This is a genomic window from Streptomyces sp. NPDC005281 (assembly GCF_040607495.1).
Lineage (GTDB): Bacteria > Actinomycetota > Actinomycetes > Streptomycetales > Streptomycetaceae > Streptomyces.
Genome location: NZ_JBEXGX010000001.1, coordinates 83,041 through 96,397 on the forward strand (window position 1 = coordinate 83,041; position 13,357 = coordinate 96,397).

Genomic DNA, 13,357 nt, shown 5'->3' on the forward strand with positions numbered 1-13,357 from the left:
TCCGGGACGGAGCCGCGGGGGCGGCCACCCCCGCGCGCGGGGGCACCTCCTCACCCCGGCCGGGGAAGCACACCCCCAAGGCGCCCCCGCCAGAGAAAAGCAAGCGCTTAGAAAAGTGCGTCCGGTGTCACACCCCCACACCGGTGACCTCGACGGTACGTACGGGTAACTTCCCAAGCAGCCCTGCACACTTCCCGTACGCCAATGGAGCCGTGATGCCCGAAGCCGTGATCGTCTCAGCCGCCCGCTCCCCGATCGGCCGCGCCTTCAAAGGCTCTCTGAAGGACGTGCGCCCCGACGACCTGACCGCCACGATCATCCAGGCCGCCCTCGCCAAGGTCCCCGAGCTGGACCCGAAGCTCATCGAAGACCTGATGCTCGGCTGTGGCCTCCCCGGCGGCGAGCAGGGCCACAACCTCGGCCGCATCGTGGCCGTGCAGATGGGAATGGACCACCTCCCGGGCTGCACGATCACCCGTTACTGTTCCTCCTCGCTCCAGACCTCCCGCATGGCCCTGCACGCCATCAAGGCGGGCGAGGGCGACGTCTTCATCTCGGCGGGCGTCGAGATGGTGTCGCGTTCCGTCAAGGGCACCTCCGACGGCATGCCCGAGACCCACAACCCCCTCTTCGCCGACGCCGAGGCCCGCACGCTCGAGGTCGCACAGTCGGAGGGTTCGACCTGGCACGACCCGCGCGAGGACGGCCTGATCCCGGACGCGTACATCGCGATGGGCCAGACCGCCGAGAACCTGGCCCGCCTCAAGGGCGTCACCCGCCAGGACATGGACGAGTTCGGCGTGCGCTCGCAGAACCTCGCCGAGGAAGCCGTCAAGAACGGCTTCTGGGAGCGCGAGATCACCCCGATCACGACCCCGGACGGAACGGTGGTCAGCAAGGACGACGGTCCGCGCGCCGGCGTGACGCTGGAGGGCGTCCAGGGCCTCAAGCCGGTCTTCCGCCCCGACGGCCTGGTCACCGCGGCCAACTGCTGCCCGCTGAACGACGGCGCCGCCGCCCTCGTGATCATGTCCGACACGAAGGCCCGCGAGCTCGGCCTGACCCCGCTCGCCCGCATCGTGTCGACCGGTGTCACCGGCCTCTCCCCCGAGATCATGGGCCTCGGCCCGGTGGAGGCCAGCAAGCAGGCGCTGAGCCGCGCCGGCCTGACCGTCGACGACATCGACCTGTTCGAGATCAACGAGGCCTTCGCCGCCCAGGTGATCCCGAGCGCCCGCGACCTCGGCATCCCGCTGGACAAGCTGAACGTGAACGGCGGCGCCATCGCCGTCGGCCACCCCTTCGGCATGACCGGCGCCCGCATCACCGGCACCCTCATCAACGGCCTCCAGTTCCACGACAAGCAGTTCGGCCTGGAGACCATGTGCGTCGGTGGCGGCCAGGGCATGGCGATGGTCATCGAGCGCCTCAGCTGACCACGGCGACCCGTTCCTGTGACGGGTTTTGAACCCAGCGTGAACGAATCGGCCCAGAAGCCCGGAACCACCGGGCCTCTGGGCCGATTTGTGATCCAATCCCTTCCAAGATGTGACCTATGTCCCCTCGGATGGGTATTCCCGCAGGTCAGATGCGTGCACGGCTAAACCTGGGGCCCAAAGTCCTGTCCTATTCGTGACGTTACGCACTGACAGTTTGATGGTTCGCCCTTCAAGCTGATGTAGGAAGTCGGGGGCCGACTTTGAACCGGGAGTACGTCAGTGAGCGCCATGCCGATTGCTCTGCTGCTCACCACCGCCGCAAGTGCGGCCGTGGGCGTCGCCGTTCTGCGCACCCTGCGGGGCGTGCGTCGGCAGGTTGCAGCCCTGCACAGCGAACTCGTCGCCAGCCGTGCCGGTATGGCGCGGGCTCTCGTACCCGCGGCGCGCGGATCCGCCGACGCGGACGAGATACGCACGGCCGTGGCCGAGGCGCTGGCCGAGGAGCGGGAGCGGGAGCTCGCCGAGGCGCGGGCCTTCTGGGCCGCCCAGGAGGCGCGTGACGCCTCCGACGCGCCCTCGCTGCTCGGGCTGCCCGACACCGAGCTGTTCCTGCCGCGCCACTCCGACTTCGTGGGTCTCGACCACCTGGAGCCGGCGGCGGAGACAGGTGCGGACCTGGAGGAGTTCCTCCAGACCGATACCACGGGCGACTCCCCGGAACTGGCCGCGGCCCGCCGCCGTCACCCCTCGCACCCGGACTTCGTTCCCGTCCAGTCACCGGTGGTCAACGACCACGAACGCACGGTGACCCGCCTGGAGGAGCTCGCCGAGTCCCGTACGGAACTGGCGGACGTCCGCCCCGGTCCGCTCGGCACCCTCGACGTCTACGTCTTCGCCGACGGCACGACCCTGTGCATGACCCCCGGCCACCGCGACACCGCGCAGCGGCTCGCCGCCGCCCTGGCGGCCGGCCAGACACCGGTCCTGCTGGGCGGTTCCGGCGTCTCGGGCGCGTACGCCCTGACCTTCGCCTTCGGCGAGGAGAACGTCTACATCCTGGCGGACCGCGTCATAGCGTCGCTGTAGCGTCCGCCCCCAGGGGGCGGGCCGCACGACACCCCGCGCGCCGGAGTCGACCGAGAGGTCAGACCCCGGCGCGTTTCTGCGCCTCGGCCACGAGCGTGACCGCTTCGGCCAGTTCCTCGTCGTTCCTCAGCACGAGGGCCAAGTCGTGCGCGGCGACCGTGATTTGGTCGGCGGCGGCGAACATCCCGGCGTCGGGCATCTCCCGGGGCTCCCCCGACGGGTCCTCGACCCGCTGGGTGCGCAGAGCGAACTCCCTGGCCAGCCCCAGTGCCTCGGCCGCGGCACTGCGTTGCAGGCGGCTCTGCGGAGCGGCCCGCAACCGGTCGGCGAAATGGTCCACGGCTCGGGTCAACGGCGTCGTATCCAGCACGCCGCGAGACTACGCGCAGCGGCGGGACTGTTGCCAACAACCCAACCCTCAGGCACGGTGGCGTGAAGGACCGGCTTACATCCCCTTTGCGTTCGGAGGCGCCGATGTCCCAAGTCTTCTCCGAGGAGACCCATCGCAACCTGCTCGCCCGCATCCCCCATTGCACCGGTCGTGAGATCTCCGACTGGCTTCGCACCGTGGACGAAGGCCCCGCCCTCTTCCGCTTCGAGGAGAAGGTCAGCTGGCTCCGCGCCGAGCACGACCTCGCGTACGGCCACGCCAAAGCGATCATTCACGAGTACGACCTGAGGAGGGCCGCGCGCAAACTGCTGTGAGCGCGCACCACCGAGACACCAGGCAACCGACGACACGCACGTGACGACACGCACCCATGACGAAGGGCCCGCGAACTGGTGGTTCGCGGGCCCTTCATTCAGGTCGGCTGACGGCCTGTCCGGCCGCCGGCGCCGCTAGTCCCTGCCGCTGAAGATGGCGACCAGGCGCAGCATCTCGACGTAGATCCACACGAGGGTCATGGTCAGGCCGAACGCGGCCAGCCAGGCCTCTTCCTTCGGCGCACCGTAGGTGATGCCGTCCTCGATCTGCTTGAAGTCGAGGGTCAGGAAGAACGCGCCGATCAGGATCGCCAGGATGCCGACGACCGCGCCCAGCGGGCCGCTGCTGCGCAGTCCGCCGTCAGGGGCGATGCCGAAGACGACCAGGAGCAGGTTCACCGCCATGACGGCGATGAAGGCGATGGCGATGGTCATGCCGATACGCGCGTACCGGGCGGTGACCCGGATCCAGCCCGCCTTGTAGACGAGCAGGGTGGCTCCGGCGACCGCCATGGTGCCGAGCACGGCCTGGAAGGGGGCGCCGTGCCACTGCGTGTTGTACATCTCGCTGATGACACCGAGGAAGACGCCTTCGAAGGCGGCGTAGCCGATGATCAGCGCGGGCGAGGCGGCACGCTTGAAGGACTGCACGATCGCGAGCACGAAGGCGACCAGTCCGGAGCCGACGGCCAGGCCGTAGCTCGTGCTGGAGACGGGCAGCAACGCCCAGGCCAGGATGGCGCCGACGACGACGGTGCCGAGCGTCATGGCCGAGCGCACGACGACGTCGTCCATCGTCATACGGCCGGTGGTGACCGGGGCCTGCGGCGGAGCGCCCTGCTGAAGGCCCTGCTGTGCGTACGGGTTCTGCGCGTAGGGGTTGCCGCCCTGCTGGGCGTACGGGTTCCCCTGCGTGCCGACAGCGGGTCCCCCGGCCTGCGGCGCCGCGTTGAAGCCCGCGTAGCCGTTGTCGCGGCTGAACCCCCGTCGCGAGAAGACCGGGTTACTGCTCCTCATTTCACTCCTCCATGGCCACCCTGAGCGGCCTTGGGCTCAAGAGTAATAGGTAGGCAAAGGAATGACCCTAGTGCTTGGGGAGGATCTTTCCCTCGTTGTGCCACCGTACGCGTGTGTCCCCTCGCACGCCCGTACTGGTACTAAGCCGTGACACGGCTCCGGGGGAACCGGTGCCACGGAGATCACATGCCCTCTCAAGCCGCCTTGATCCCGCCCTATTCCTGCGGTTCGCCCAGAGGGAAACCCGTGTAGCCCTGCGCCAGGTCCGCCGCGGCCGCAGGTGAGTTCGCGATCCGCTCCAGGCGGGCCTGCCGGACACGGTCCTCGAAGGGGCTCGCGGCGGGGTCGCTGTGCAGCAGTGCGGTCATGTCGTACGAGAACCGCTCGGCCTGCCAGACCCGGCGCAGACAGGTGTCGGAGTAGGCGTCGAGCCACTCCGCCGATCCGGTGTCCCTGAGGCGGATCAGGGCCCGGGCGAAGGTGACGACGTCGCCGACCGCGAGGTTGAGGCCCTTGGCGCCGGTCGGCGGCACGATGTGGGCGGCGTCCCCGGCGAGGAACAGCCGTCCGTGCCGCATCGGCTCGTGGACGTAACTCCTCATGGGGGTCACGGACTTGGAGGTGATGGGGCCCCGGCGCAGCCGCCAGTCGTCGGCGGTCTCCAGCCGGACGTCCAGCTCGTCCCAGATCTCCTCGTCGCTCCACGCGCCGGCGTCCGTTCCCCCGGGCACCTGGAGGTAGAGGCGGGAGACGGTGGGCGAACGCATGCTGAGCAGGGCGAAACCCCGGTCGTGGCGGGCGTAGACGAGCTCGTCGTGCGAGGGCAGGACGTCGGCGAGGATGCCGAGCCAGCCGAAGGGGTACGAGCGCTCGAACGTGCGGGAGAGCTCGGCGGGCACGGCCTCGCGGGTGACGCCCCGAAAGCCGTCGCAGCCCACGACGTAGTCGCACTCGAGCACGTCCTCGCGCCCCTCATGCCGGAAGCGCACCCGGGGCCGGTCGCCCTCGGCCCCCTCGACGGCCAGCGCCTCGGCCCCGAACAGCAGCGGCCCGCCCTCCTCGATCTGGAGCGCGATGAGGTCCTTGCACACCTCGGTCTGCGCGTACACCATCACCGAGCGCCCGCCGGTGAGCGCCGGGAAGTCGATCCGGTGCCGCTCGCCCGCGTACCGCAGCTCGATCCCGTCGTGCCGCAGCCCCTCCCGGTCCATCCGCTCCCCGGCCCCGGCGGCCCGCAGCACGTCCACGGTCCCCTGCTCCAGGATCCCGGCCCGCTGCCGCTGTTCCGCGTAGGCCCGGTCCCGGCTCTCCAGGACGACGGACTCGATCCCGGCGCGATGCAGCAGCCGCGCCAGCACCAGCCCGGCGGGCCCGGCCCCCACGATCCCCACGGTGGTACGCATCGACCCACCTTCCTTCCCGTGTTCGTTCAGTGAAATTTCCTTCACTCAACGTTCCGGTGAGTCTCCGCCGCCGGGAAACCACTGTCAACGGTCGAGCGCTGTGAGCACTCAGCGTCACGCCCGGGCGCGCGCGAGAAGAGGGGGAGGAGCGGCCCGGACCGGGGCCGACGGAGTGTCAAGGAGAGGGCGGACAGAGGCCGCGGGTGCAGCCGGCGGGCCACGCCCGGAGTGATCCGACTGTGGCCCGCGTCCCGCGCCACAGGTGCGCGAAGTGCCCGGAACCGGACTTGAACCGGTACGCCCGCGAGGGGCAGCGAGGTTTAAGCTCGCCGTGTCTGCATTCCACCATCCGGGCAGACCATGGGCTCCGCATCGAGGTTCCGAGCCTATCGGGGCGCGTCACCCGAACAGCGGGCGTGCGAACCGATGTTGTCTTATTTTATTGGCGTCTGAGGGTGCATCAGCACGCCGCACAGGCCGTCAGCACTTGCCAACAGCCTCCCGGACGCGCTGGGCCCGCGTACGCGGATTGACGGAATTTCACCGTCCGAACACGATCACAACGAGCCTCGGGCCAGGTCCCGCCCGTACTCCCGGGAGCGCGAACGCTCGGCGCGCGCTCCCCCGGCGTCGGCGGCGCCCTGCCCGAGAGGGGTCGGCGGGCCCGTCGTGCCATCCGGGCGAGGGGTGCCGAACACCTCCCGGCCGTCCGGCCCGAGCGGCCCCGCCGGGCGCTCACGAAGGGGCTCGCGACGGTCCGTCCGGCACCCGACCCGGACGGCTCTCAGGGAGCTCCGTCATCCCCAGGTATGACACGGCCCGCCCCCGGTCCGACCCGAGACTGCCCCGGAACCGGAACAGCGGGTGACTACATCCCGTGGATCGGCACGGACGATGGAACACGTCCCCAGCAACGTCCTCGTCCCGACAGGAGCACCCTCCCGTGACCACCACCCCCCTCGCCGGCACAAGCACCGCGGTCGCAGCCCGCGCCACGGAACTGTCGAAGGTCTACGGACAGGGCGAGACCCAGGTGGTCGCGCTCGACCGGGTCACCGTCGACTTCCGGCAGGCCGAGTTCACCGCGATCATGGGCCCCTCGGGGTCGGGCAAGTCCACGCTGATGCACTGTGTGGCGGGCCTCGACACCTTCTCCTCCGGCTCGGCGCGCATCGGCGACACCGAGCTCGGCTCCCTGAAGGACAAGCAGCTCACCAAGCTGCGCCGGGACAAGATCGGCTTCATCTTCCAGGCGTTCAACCTGCTGCCGACGCTCAGTGCCCTGGAGAACATCACGCTCCCGATGGACATCGCGGGCCGCAAGCCAGACAAGGAGTGGCTGGACACCGTCATCAAGATGATCGGCCTGGCGGACCGGCTGAGCCACCGACCCTCCCAGCTCTCCGGCGGCCAGCAGCAGCGCGTCGCCGTCGCCCGCGCCCTCGCCTCCCGCCCCGACATCATCTTCGGCGACGAGCCGACCGGGAACCTCGACTCACGCTCGGGCGCCGAGGTCCTCGGCTTCCTGCGCAACTCCGTGCGGGAGCTGGGCCAGACCGTGGTGATGGTCACGCACGACCCGGTGGCCGCCGCCTACGCGGACCGGGTCGTCTTCCTCGCCGACGGACGGATCGTCGACGAGGTCCACGAGCCGACCGCCGATTCGGTCCTCGACCGGATGAAGCGCTTCGACGGCAAGGGCCGAACCAGCTGACACCATGCCGGATCGCCGGCCGACACCCCGCCGGACCGCCACAACGGTCACCCCGGCGCTCCGGCTCCCCCGCCTGCCCCTCGGCCCCCACCCGGCGCACGCGCACCGGGGCCCTCCCGCACCTCCGCACACGGCCTCCCGTGCCTCCGCGTACGACCGCCGTGCCCGCCCCTGCCTCCCGCGCCTCCCGCGCGCCGGCCCGTGGCTCTCCGCGCCCTCCCGCGCCTCCCGCGAACTCCTGGACTGAGAAGACCCATGTTCCGTACCGCCTTGCGCAACGTATTCGCGCACAAGGCCAGGCTCCTGATGACCGTGCTCGCCGTCCTGCTCGGCGTCGCGTTCGTCTCGGGGACCCTGGTCTTCACCAACACCATCTCGGACGCCTACCAGAAGAGCTCCGCCAAGGGCTTCGACCAGGTCGACGTCGCCATCCACCCCGAGAGCGCGGCGGACACGGGCGACACCGTCGGCAGAACGCACAAGCTGACGCGGCCCCTGCTCGACAAGGCGGCCGGAGTGCCCGGAGCCGCCTCCGCGATCGGGGTGGTGAACGGCTTCACCGCCATCGCCGACAAGAACGGCAAGCTCGTCGGCGGCGGCTTCCAGTCGCAGGGCGGCAACTTCTGGGGCGACAAGGACCCCCGCTATCCCCTGACGGCCGGACACGCGCCGCACGGCAGCGGCGAGATCGCCATCGACACCGAGACCGCGAAGCGGACCGGCTACAAGGTCGGCGACACCGTACGCCTGTCGGTCGACGGCCCCGTCCTCGAGCCCGTCGTCGCCGGCATCTTCAGCACCGACGACGGCAACGTGGCCGCGGGCGGCAGCCTCGCCCTGTTCGACACGGCGACCGCGCAGAAGCTGTTCCACTCGGCCGGCTCCTTCGACGAGATCGACGTGAAGGCCGCGCCGGGCACCAGCCAGAGCGCGCTGCGCGAGGCGATCGACGCCGTCGTGCCGAAGGACACCGCCTCCACCGTCACCGGCCGGCAGCTCGCCGACGACCAGGCCGAGCAGATCTCCGCGGCGATGAGCGGCATGAAGACGGGCCTGCTGGTCTTCGCAGGGATCGCGCTGTTCGTCGGCACCTTCATCATCGCCAACACCTTCACCATGCTGGTCGCCCAGCGCACCAAGGAGCTGGCCCTGCTGCGCGCGGTCGGCGCGTCCCGACGCCAGGTCACCCGGTCGGTGCTGATCGAGGCGTTCGTGGTCGGCGCGGTCGCGGCCGTCGGCGGGCTCGCCGCGGGCATCGGCATCGGCGCGGCGATGCGCTCGCTGATGGGCACGCTCGGAGCCACGGTGCCGGACGGACCCCTGGTCGTCTCGCCGGGAACCGTCGCCACGGCACTGCTCGTCGGCGTCCTCGTCACGATGCTGGCCGCGTGGCTGCCGGGCCGGCGTGCCGCGAAGATCCCGCCGGTCGCCGCGATGAGCAGCGTCCACGCGAAGGCCACGACGAAGTCCCTGGTCCTGCGGAACTCGATCGGCGCCCTGCTCTCAGCCGCGGGTGTCGCCGTGGTCCTGTACGCCACGACGATGGACGGCTCGGACGGCCAGGCCCCGATGGGGGTCGGCGCGGTGCTGCTCATCGTCGGCGTCTTCGTCCTGACCCCGCTGCTGTCCCGCCCGCTGATCGCCGCGGCCGCCCCCGTCCTGCGGATCTTCGGGATCTCCGGCACGCTCGCCCGGCAGAACTCGGTGCGCAACCCGCGCCGTACGGCCGCCACCGCCTCGGCGCTGATGATCGGTCTCACACTGATCACCGGCATGACGGTGATGGCGGGCAGCCTTCAGAAGTCGATCGACAAGATGGCCGGTTCGGCGATCAGGGCGGACTACGTCGTGTCGATGGCGAACGGCAACTCCCTCTCCCCGGACGTCGAGAGGAAGCTCGCCGCGGCCGGCGGGGTCACCGATGTCAGCCCGCTGCGCAACGCGCCCTCCCGCATCGACCGGCAGACGGAGTTCCTGACCGGCGTCAACGGCGCGGCCATCGGCAGGCTCACCGAACTCGACGTCACCGACGGCTCCTTCAAGGTCGGCGGCACCCGGGTCGTGGTCGACTCGGACACCGCCAAGTCCCACGGCTGGAAGGCCGGTTCCGGATTCCGGGTCTCCTACGAGGACGGCGCCAAGGAGAGCCTGACCGTCGCCGGGGTGTACGAGGCCAACGAGATGATCCGGGGCATCATGCTCGACACCGCCACGCTCTCCCCGCACCAGCGCGACGCCTCCGACATGCAGGTCATGGTGAAGACGGCGGGCGGCGCCTCGGCCGCGGCCAAGGACCGGCTGGAGAAGGCCCTCGGCGACAACCCCGCCATCAAGGTCCAGGACAAGCAGGACATCTCCAACGACATCGCGAAGATGTTCACGCTGATGCTGAACATGCTCTACGGCCTGCTGGCGATGGCCGTGATCGTCGCCGTCCTCGGTGTCATCAACACCCTGGCGATGTCGGTCTTCGAGCGCTCGCAGGAGATCGGGATGCTCCGCGCGATCGGCCTGGACCGCAAGGGCATCAAGCGGATGGTCCGTCTGGAGTCCCTGGTCATCTCGCTCTTCGGCGGTGTACTCGGCGTCGGTCTCGGTGTGTTCTTCGGCTGGGCCGCAGGTGAACTGCTGGGCAGCAAGATGCCGACGTACGAACTCGTCCTGCCCTGGGGCCGGATGGCGCTCTTCCTGCTGCTGGCGGCGACGGTCGGCGTCCTGGCCGCGCTCTGGCCGGCCCGCCGGGCGGCCCGTCTGAACATGCTGGCGGCGATCAAGTCCGAGTAGCCGGCACGGTGAACGGGCCGCGGCGGCGGCCCCGGAGAACATGAGAGGGGGTCCCGTTCCGTCCGGAACGGGACCCCCTCCGCGTGCGTCGCGCCGCCGCCCGGAGCGCGTCAGTTCCAGGTTCTCGCCCGCAGCGGCATCCCGGTCGCGCCGGCCCCGGACGTTCCGGTCCCGCCCGGGGTCTTCACCGCCAGGATCTGGTTGACGCCGATCTGGTTGCGTTCGAAGGCCACCGCGCTGGCCGCCATGTACAGGCGCCAGACGCGGGCCCGGCCGACCCCGGTGAGCCGGACGGCGCGGGACCATCCGTTCTCCAGATTGGCGACCCAGCGGCGCAGGGTGAGCCCGTAGTGCTCGCGAAGTGCCTCGACGTCACGCACCTCGAACCCGGCCCGTTCGAGCTGGGTCACGGTCGTCCCGACGGGCGCGAGTTCACCGTCGGGGAACACATAGGCGTCGATGAACTCGTCCACGGAGTACGACGATTCGTCGCGCTGCGGGCGCCGGGCGATCTGGTGGTTGAGCAGCCGCCCGCCGGGTTCGAGGAGGTCGCTGAGCACCTCGGCGTACTCCAGGTAGCGCTCGGCGCCGACGTGCTCGGCCATGCCGATGGAGGAGATCGCGTCGTAGGGCCCGTCGGCGACGTCACGGTAGTCCTGCACCCTGATCTCCACCCGGTCGGTCAGGCCCTCGTCCGCGACCCGTTTACGGGCGTACGCGGCCTGTTCCTGCGACAGCGTCACCCCGACCACGTTCGCGCCGTGCTCGCGGGCGGCGTGCACGGCCATCGAGCCCCAGCCGCAGCCGACGTCGAGGAGCCGCCGACCGGGCTTCAGGGCCAGCTTCCGGGCGACGAGTCCGAGCTTGTCGCGCTGGGCCTCCTCCAGGGTGGAGCCTTCCTCCCAGTAGGCGCACGAGTAGACCATCGACGGGCCGAGGACGAGCTCGTAGAAGTCGTTGCCGACGTCGTAGTGGTGGCTGATGGCGCTCCGGTCGGTTCGCCTGGTGTGCAGGTGGCGGTGGCGGCGCACCTCCTCGGCGGGCGGGGCGGGCGGCAGCGGCAGCCCGGACATCCTCACCAGCCCGCGGACCGCGGCGCGCGCCTCGGGGTCACGCAGCGCCGCCCCGAGCCCGCGCGCGTCCTCGGCCCGGTCCCAGAGGAGCCCGGAGATCAGGTCAAGGGCGGTGAACAGGTCGCCCTCGACGCCCAGGTCGCCGGAGACCCAGGCCCTGGCGAGTCCCAACTCGCCCGGCTTCCACAACAGTCGGCGCACGGCCCGCCGGTTGCGCACGACGAGCGCCGGGGCCGAGGGCGGACCCGCCTCCGAACCGTCCCAGGCGCGGACGCGCAACGGGAGCGGGGCTCCCAGCAATTGTTCGACAAGACTTCTGAGCCGCGGCGCGGCGTCCTGCATGGCGTACACCTCCGAGACAGCACTCCCGAACGCTCCGACACCCGGTAAACATCTACCCGCTCAGCGCGCAGTCCCGCTTCCACGACACAGATTCGCAAAATGTGTGTACGCACCACACTTCACGAGGGGCGCCGAGGGCGTGCCGTACGCGTCCGGTCGCGCCGGGTCGCGCGGCGGAGAAACGCCGAAGGGGCCGCCCGCACCACGGATGGCGGGCGGCCCCTTCGGGACGTTCGGTGACCGGAGGGTCAGGAGGCCTTGGCCTTCTCCTCGGTCTTCACAGCGGTCGCCGGGGCGGCCGGAGCCGGCTTGGCGGCCTCGTAGAACTCCTCGCGCGGAGTCTCCATGGCACCCAGGGAGACGACCTCGCGCTTGAGGAACATCCCGAGCGTCCAGTCCGCGAAGATGCGGATCTTGCGGTTCCAGGTCGGCATGGCCAGACCGTGGTAGCCGCGGTGCATGTACCAGGCGAGACGGCCCTTGAGCTTGATCTTCGTCTTGCCCACGACGATCATCGCGACGCCCTTGTGCAGACCGAGGCCGGCCACGGCGCCCTTGTTGGCGTGCGAGTACTCCTTCTGCGGGAAGCCCCGCATGCCGGAGATCACGTTGTCGCCGAGGATCTTGGCCTGACGCAGCGCGTGCTGCGCGTTCGGCGGGCACCAGGCGTTCTCGACGCCGGCCTTGCGGGCGGCGACGTCCGGCACCTGGGCGTTGTCGCCCGCGGCCCAGATGTAGTCCGTGCCCTGCACCTGGAGCGTGGTCCGGGTGTCCACGTGGCCACGCGGGCCGAGCGGCAGACCGAAGCGGGAGAGAACGGGGTTCGGCTTGACGCCGGCCGTCCAGACGATCGTGTTGGAGTCGACCTCGAGGCCGTTCTTCAGCACCACGTGGCCGTCGACGCAGGAGTCCATCGAGGTGGAGAGGTAGATCTCCACACCGCGGCTCTCCAGGTGCTCCTTGCCGTACAGGCCGAGCTTGGGGCCGACCTCGGGAAGGATCTTGTCCGCGGCGTCGACGAGGACGAAGCGCATGTCCTCGCGGGTCACGCTGCTGTAGTACTTGGCCGCGTCGCGGGCCATGTCCTCGACTTCACCGATCGTCTCGGCGCCGGCGAAGCCGCCACCCACGAAGACGAAGGTCAGCGCCTTGCGGCGGACGTCCTCGTCCGTGGTGGAGTCGGCCTTGTCGAGCTGCTCGAGAACGTGGTTCCGCAGGCCGATGGCCTCCTCGATGCCCTTCATGCCGATGCCCTGCTCGGCGAGGCCGGGGATCGGGAAGGTGCGGGAGACCGCGCCCATCGCGATGACGAGGTAGTCGAAAGGCAGCTCGTACGCCTCGCCCACGAGGGGGGCGACCGTGGCGACCTTGCGGTCCTGGTCGATGGTGGTGACCCGGCCGGTGAGCACCTCCGCCTTGGGAAGTACACGCCGCAGCGGGACGACGACGTGCCGCGGCGAGATGCTGCCGGCGGCGGCTTCGGGGAGGAAGGGCTGGTAGGTCATGTACGACCGGGGGTCGACGACCGTGACGGTCGCCTCTCCGTAGCGCATCTGCTTGAGGATGCGCCGAGCTGCGTACAGGCCTACGTACCCACCGCCTACTACGAGGATCCTGGGACGCTCCGTGGTGCTCATGCCATCGAGTATCCACCTGGTTCAGGGGGGTCGCTCGTGCGCCCCTTCACAAGCTTGGGCAGGGGCTCTGCTACACTCCGCCGCCCTCGTGATCGAGGCCATGGCGGCGGGTGTGGACCACCGTACGGTTCGTACCGTTGTCAACACCGCGTGAGCT

At 70.2% G+C, this 13,357-nt stretch carries 10 protein-coding genes and 1 tRNA gene; 5 read left to right on the forward strand and 6 right to left on the reverse strand.

Annotated features, from left to right (window positions below; all coding sequences use genetic code 11):
• Positions 1 to 215: 215 nt before the first annotated feature.
• Positions 216 to 1,436, forward strand: a complete 1,221-nt coding sequence (locus tag ABZV42_RS00350) for an acetyl-CoA C-acetyltransferase (protein ID WP_355982294.1) — start codon at positions 216 to 218, stop codon at positions 1,434 to 1,436.
• Between the two features lie 282 nt (positions 1,437 to 1,718).
• A complete protein-coding gene (locus ABZV42_RS00355) occupies positions 1,719 to 2,525 on the forward strand; it encodes a hypothetical protein (protein WP_355982292.1) in 807 nt (268 codons plus the stop codon).
• Positions 2,526 to 2,583: 58 nt separating this feature from the next.
• Here ABZV42_RS00355 and ABZV42_RS00360 read toward each other — a convergent pair whose 3' ends face one another.
• On the reverse strand, positions 2,584 to 2,895 hold the full coding sequence (locus tag ABZV42_RS00360) for a hypothetical protein (protein WP_355982290.1): 312 nt from the start codon (positions 2,893 to 2,895) through the stop codon (positions 2,584 to 2,586).
• 104 nt (positions 2,896 to 2,999) lie between these two features.
• Here ABZV42_RS00360 and ABZV42_RS00365 point away from each other — a divergent pair, with 104 nt between their 5' ends.
• On the forward strand, positions 3,000 to 3,230 hold the full coding sequence (locus tag ABZV42_RS00365) for a DUF4287 domain-containing protein (RefSeq protein ID WP_103550712.1): 231 nt from the start codon (positions 3,000 to 3,002) through the stop codon (positions 3,228 to 3,230).
• 135 nt (positions 3,231 to 3,365) lie between these two features.
• On the opposite strand, the gene ABZV42_RS00370 is transcribed toward ABZV42_RS00365, so the two are convergent.
• The 3 genes from ABZV42_RS00370 to ABZV42_RS00380 all read right to left on the reverse strand — a co-directional run bounded on the left by ABZV42_RS00370 (position 3,366) and on the right by ABZV42_RS00380 (position 6,005).
• Positions 3,366 to 4,247, reverse strand: a complete 882-nt coding sequence (locus ABZV42_RS00370) for a Bax inhibitor-1/YccA family protein (RefSeq protein ID WP_355982288.1) — start codon at positions 4,245 to 4,247, stop codon at positions 3,366 to 3,368.
• 215 nt (positions 4,248 to 4,462) lie between these two features.
• Entirely contained in the window at positions 4,463 to 5,650 is a 1,188-nt protein-coding gene (locus ABZV42_RS00375) for a 4-hydroxybenzoate 3-monooxygenase (protein WP_355982286.1), read from the reverse strand.
• Between the two features lie 272 nt (positions 5,651 to 5,922).
• Positions 5,923 to 6,005, reverse strand: a tRNA-Leu gene (locus ABZV42_RS00380).
• Positions 6,006 to 6,593: 588 nt separating this feature from the next.
• On the opposite strand from ABZV42_RS00380, the gene ABZV42_RS00385 reads away from it, so the two are divergent.
• A complete protein-coding gene (locus tag ABZV42_RS00385; RefSeq protein WP_355982284.1) occupies positions 6,594 to 7,364 on the forward strand; it encodes an ABC transporter ATP-binding protein in 771 nt (256 codons plus the stop codon).
• A 255-nt stretch (positions 7,365 to 7,619) separates the two neighbouring features.
• Positions 7,620 to 10,148 carry an FtsX-like permease family protein gene (locus ABZV42_RS00390; protein ID WP_356050542.1) on the forward strand — a complete coding sequence of 843 codons (2,529 nt, stop codon included), beginning with the start codon at positions 7,620 to 7,622 and terminating at the stop codon, positions 10,146 to 10,148.
• A gap of 110 nt (positions 10,149 to 10,258) precedes the next feature.
• On the opposite strand, the gene ABZV42_RS00395 is transcribed toward ABZV42_RS00390, so the two are convergent.
• Positions 10,259 to 11,563, reverse strand: coding sequence for a class I SAM-dependent methyltransferase (locus ABZV42_RS00395; RefSeq protein WP_355982280.1), 1,305 nt, complete (start codon positions 11,561 to 11,563; stop codon positions 10,259 to 10,261).
• 248 nt (positions 11,564 to 11,811) lie between these two features.
• Positions 11,812 to 13,200 (reverse strand): NAD(P)/FAD-dependent oxidoreductase, encoded by a 1,389-nt coding sequence (locus ABZV42_RS00400; protein WP_355982278.1) that lies wholly within the window; start codon positions 13,198 to 13,200, stop codon positions 11,812 to 11,814.
• Between the last annotated feature and the right edge of the window lie 157 nt (positions 13,201 to 13,357).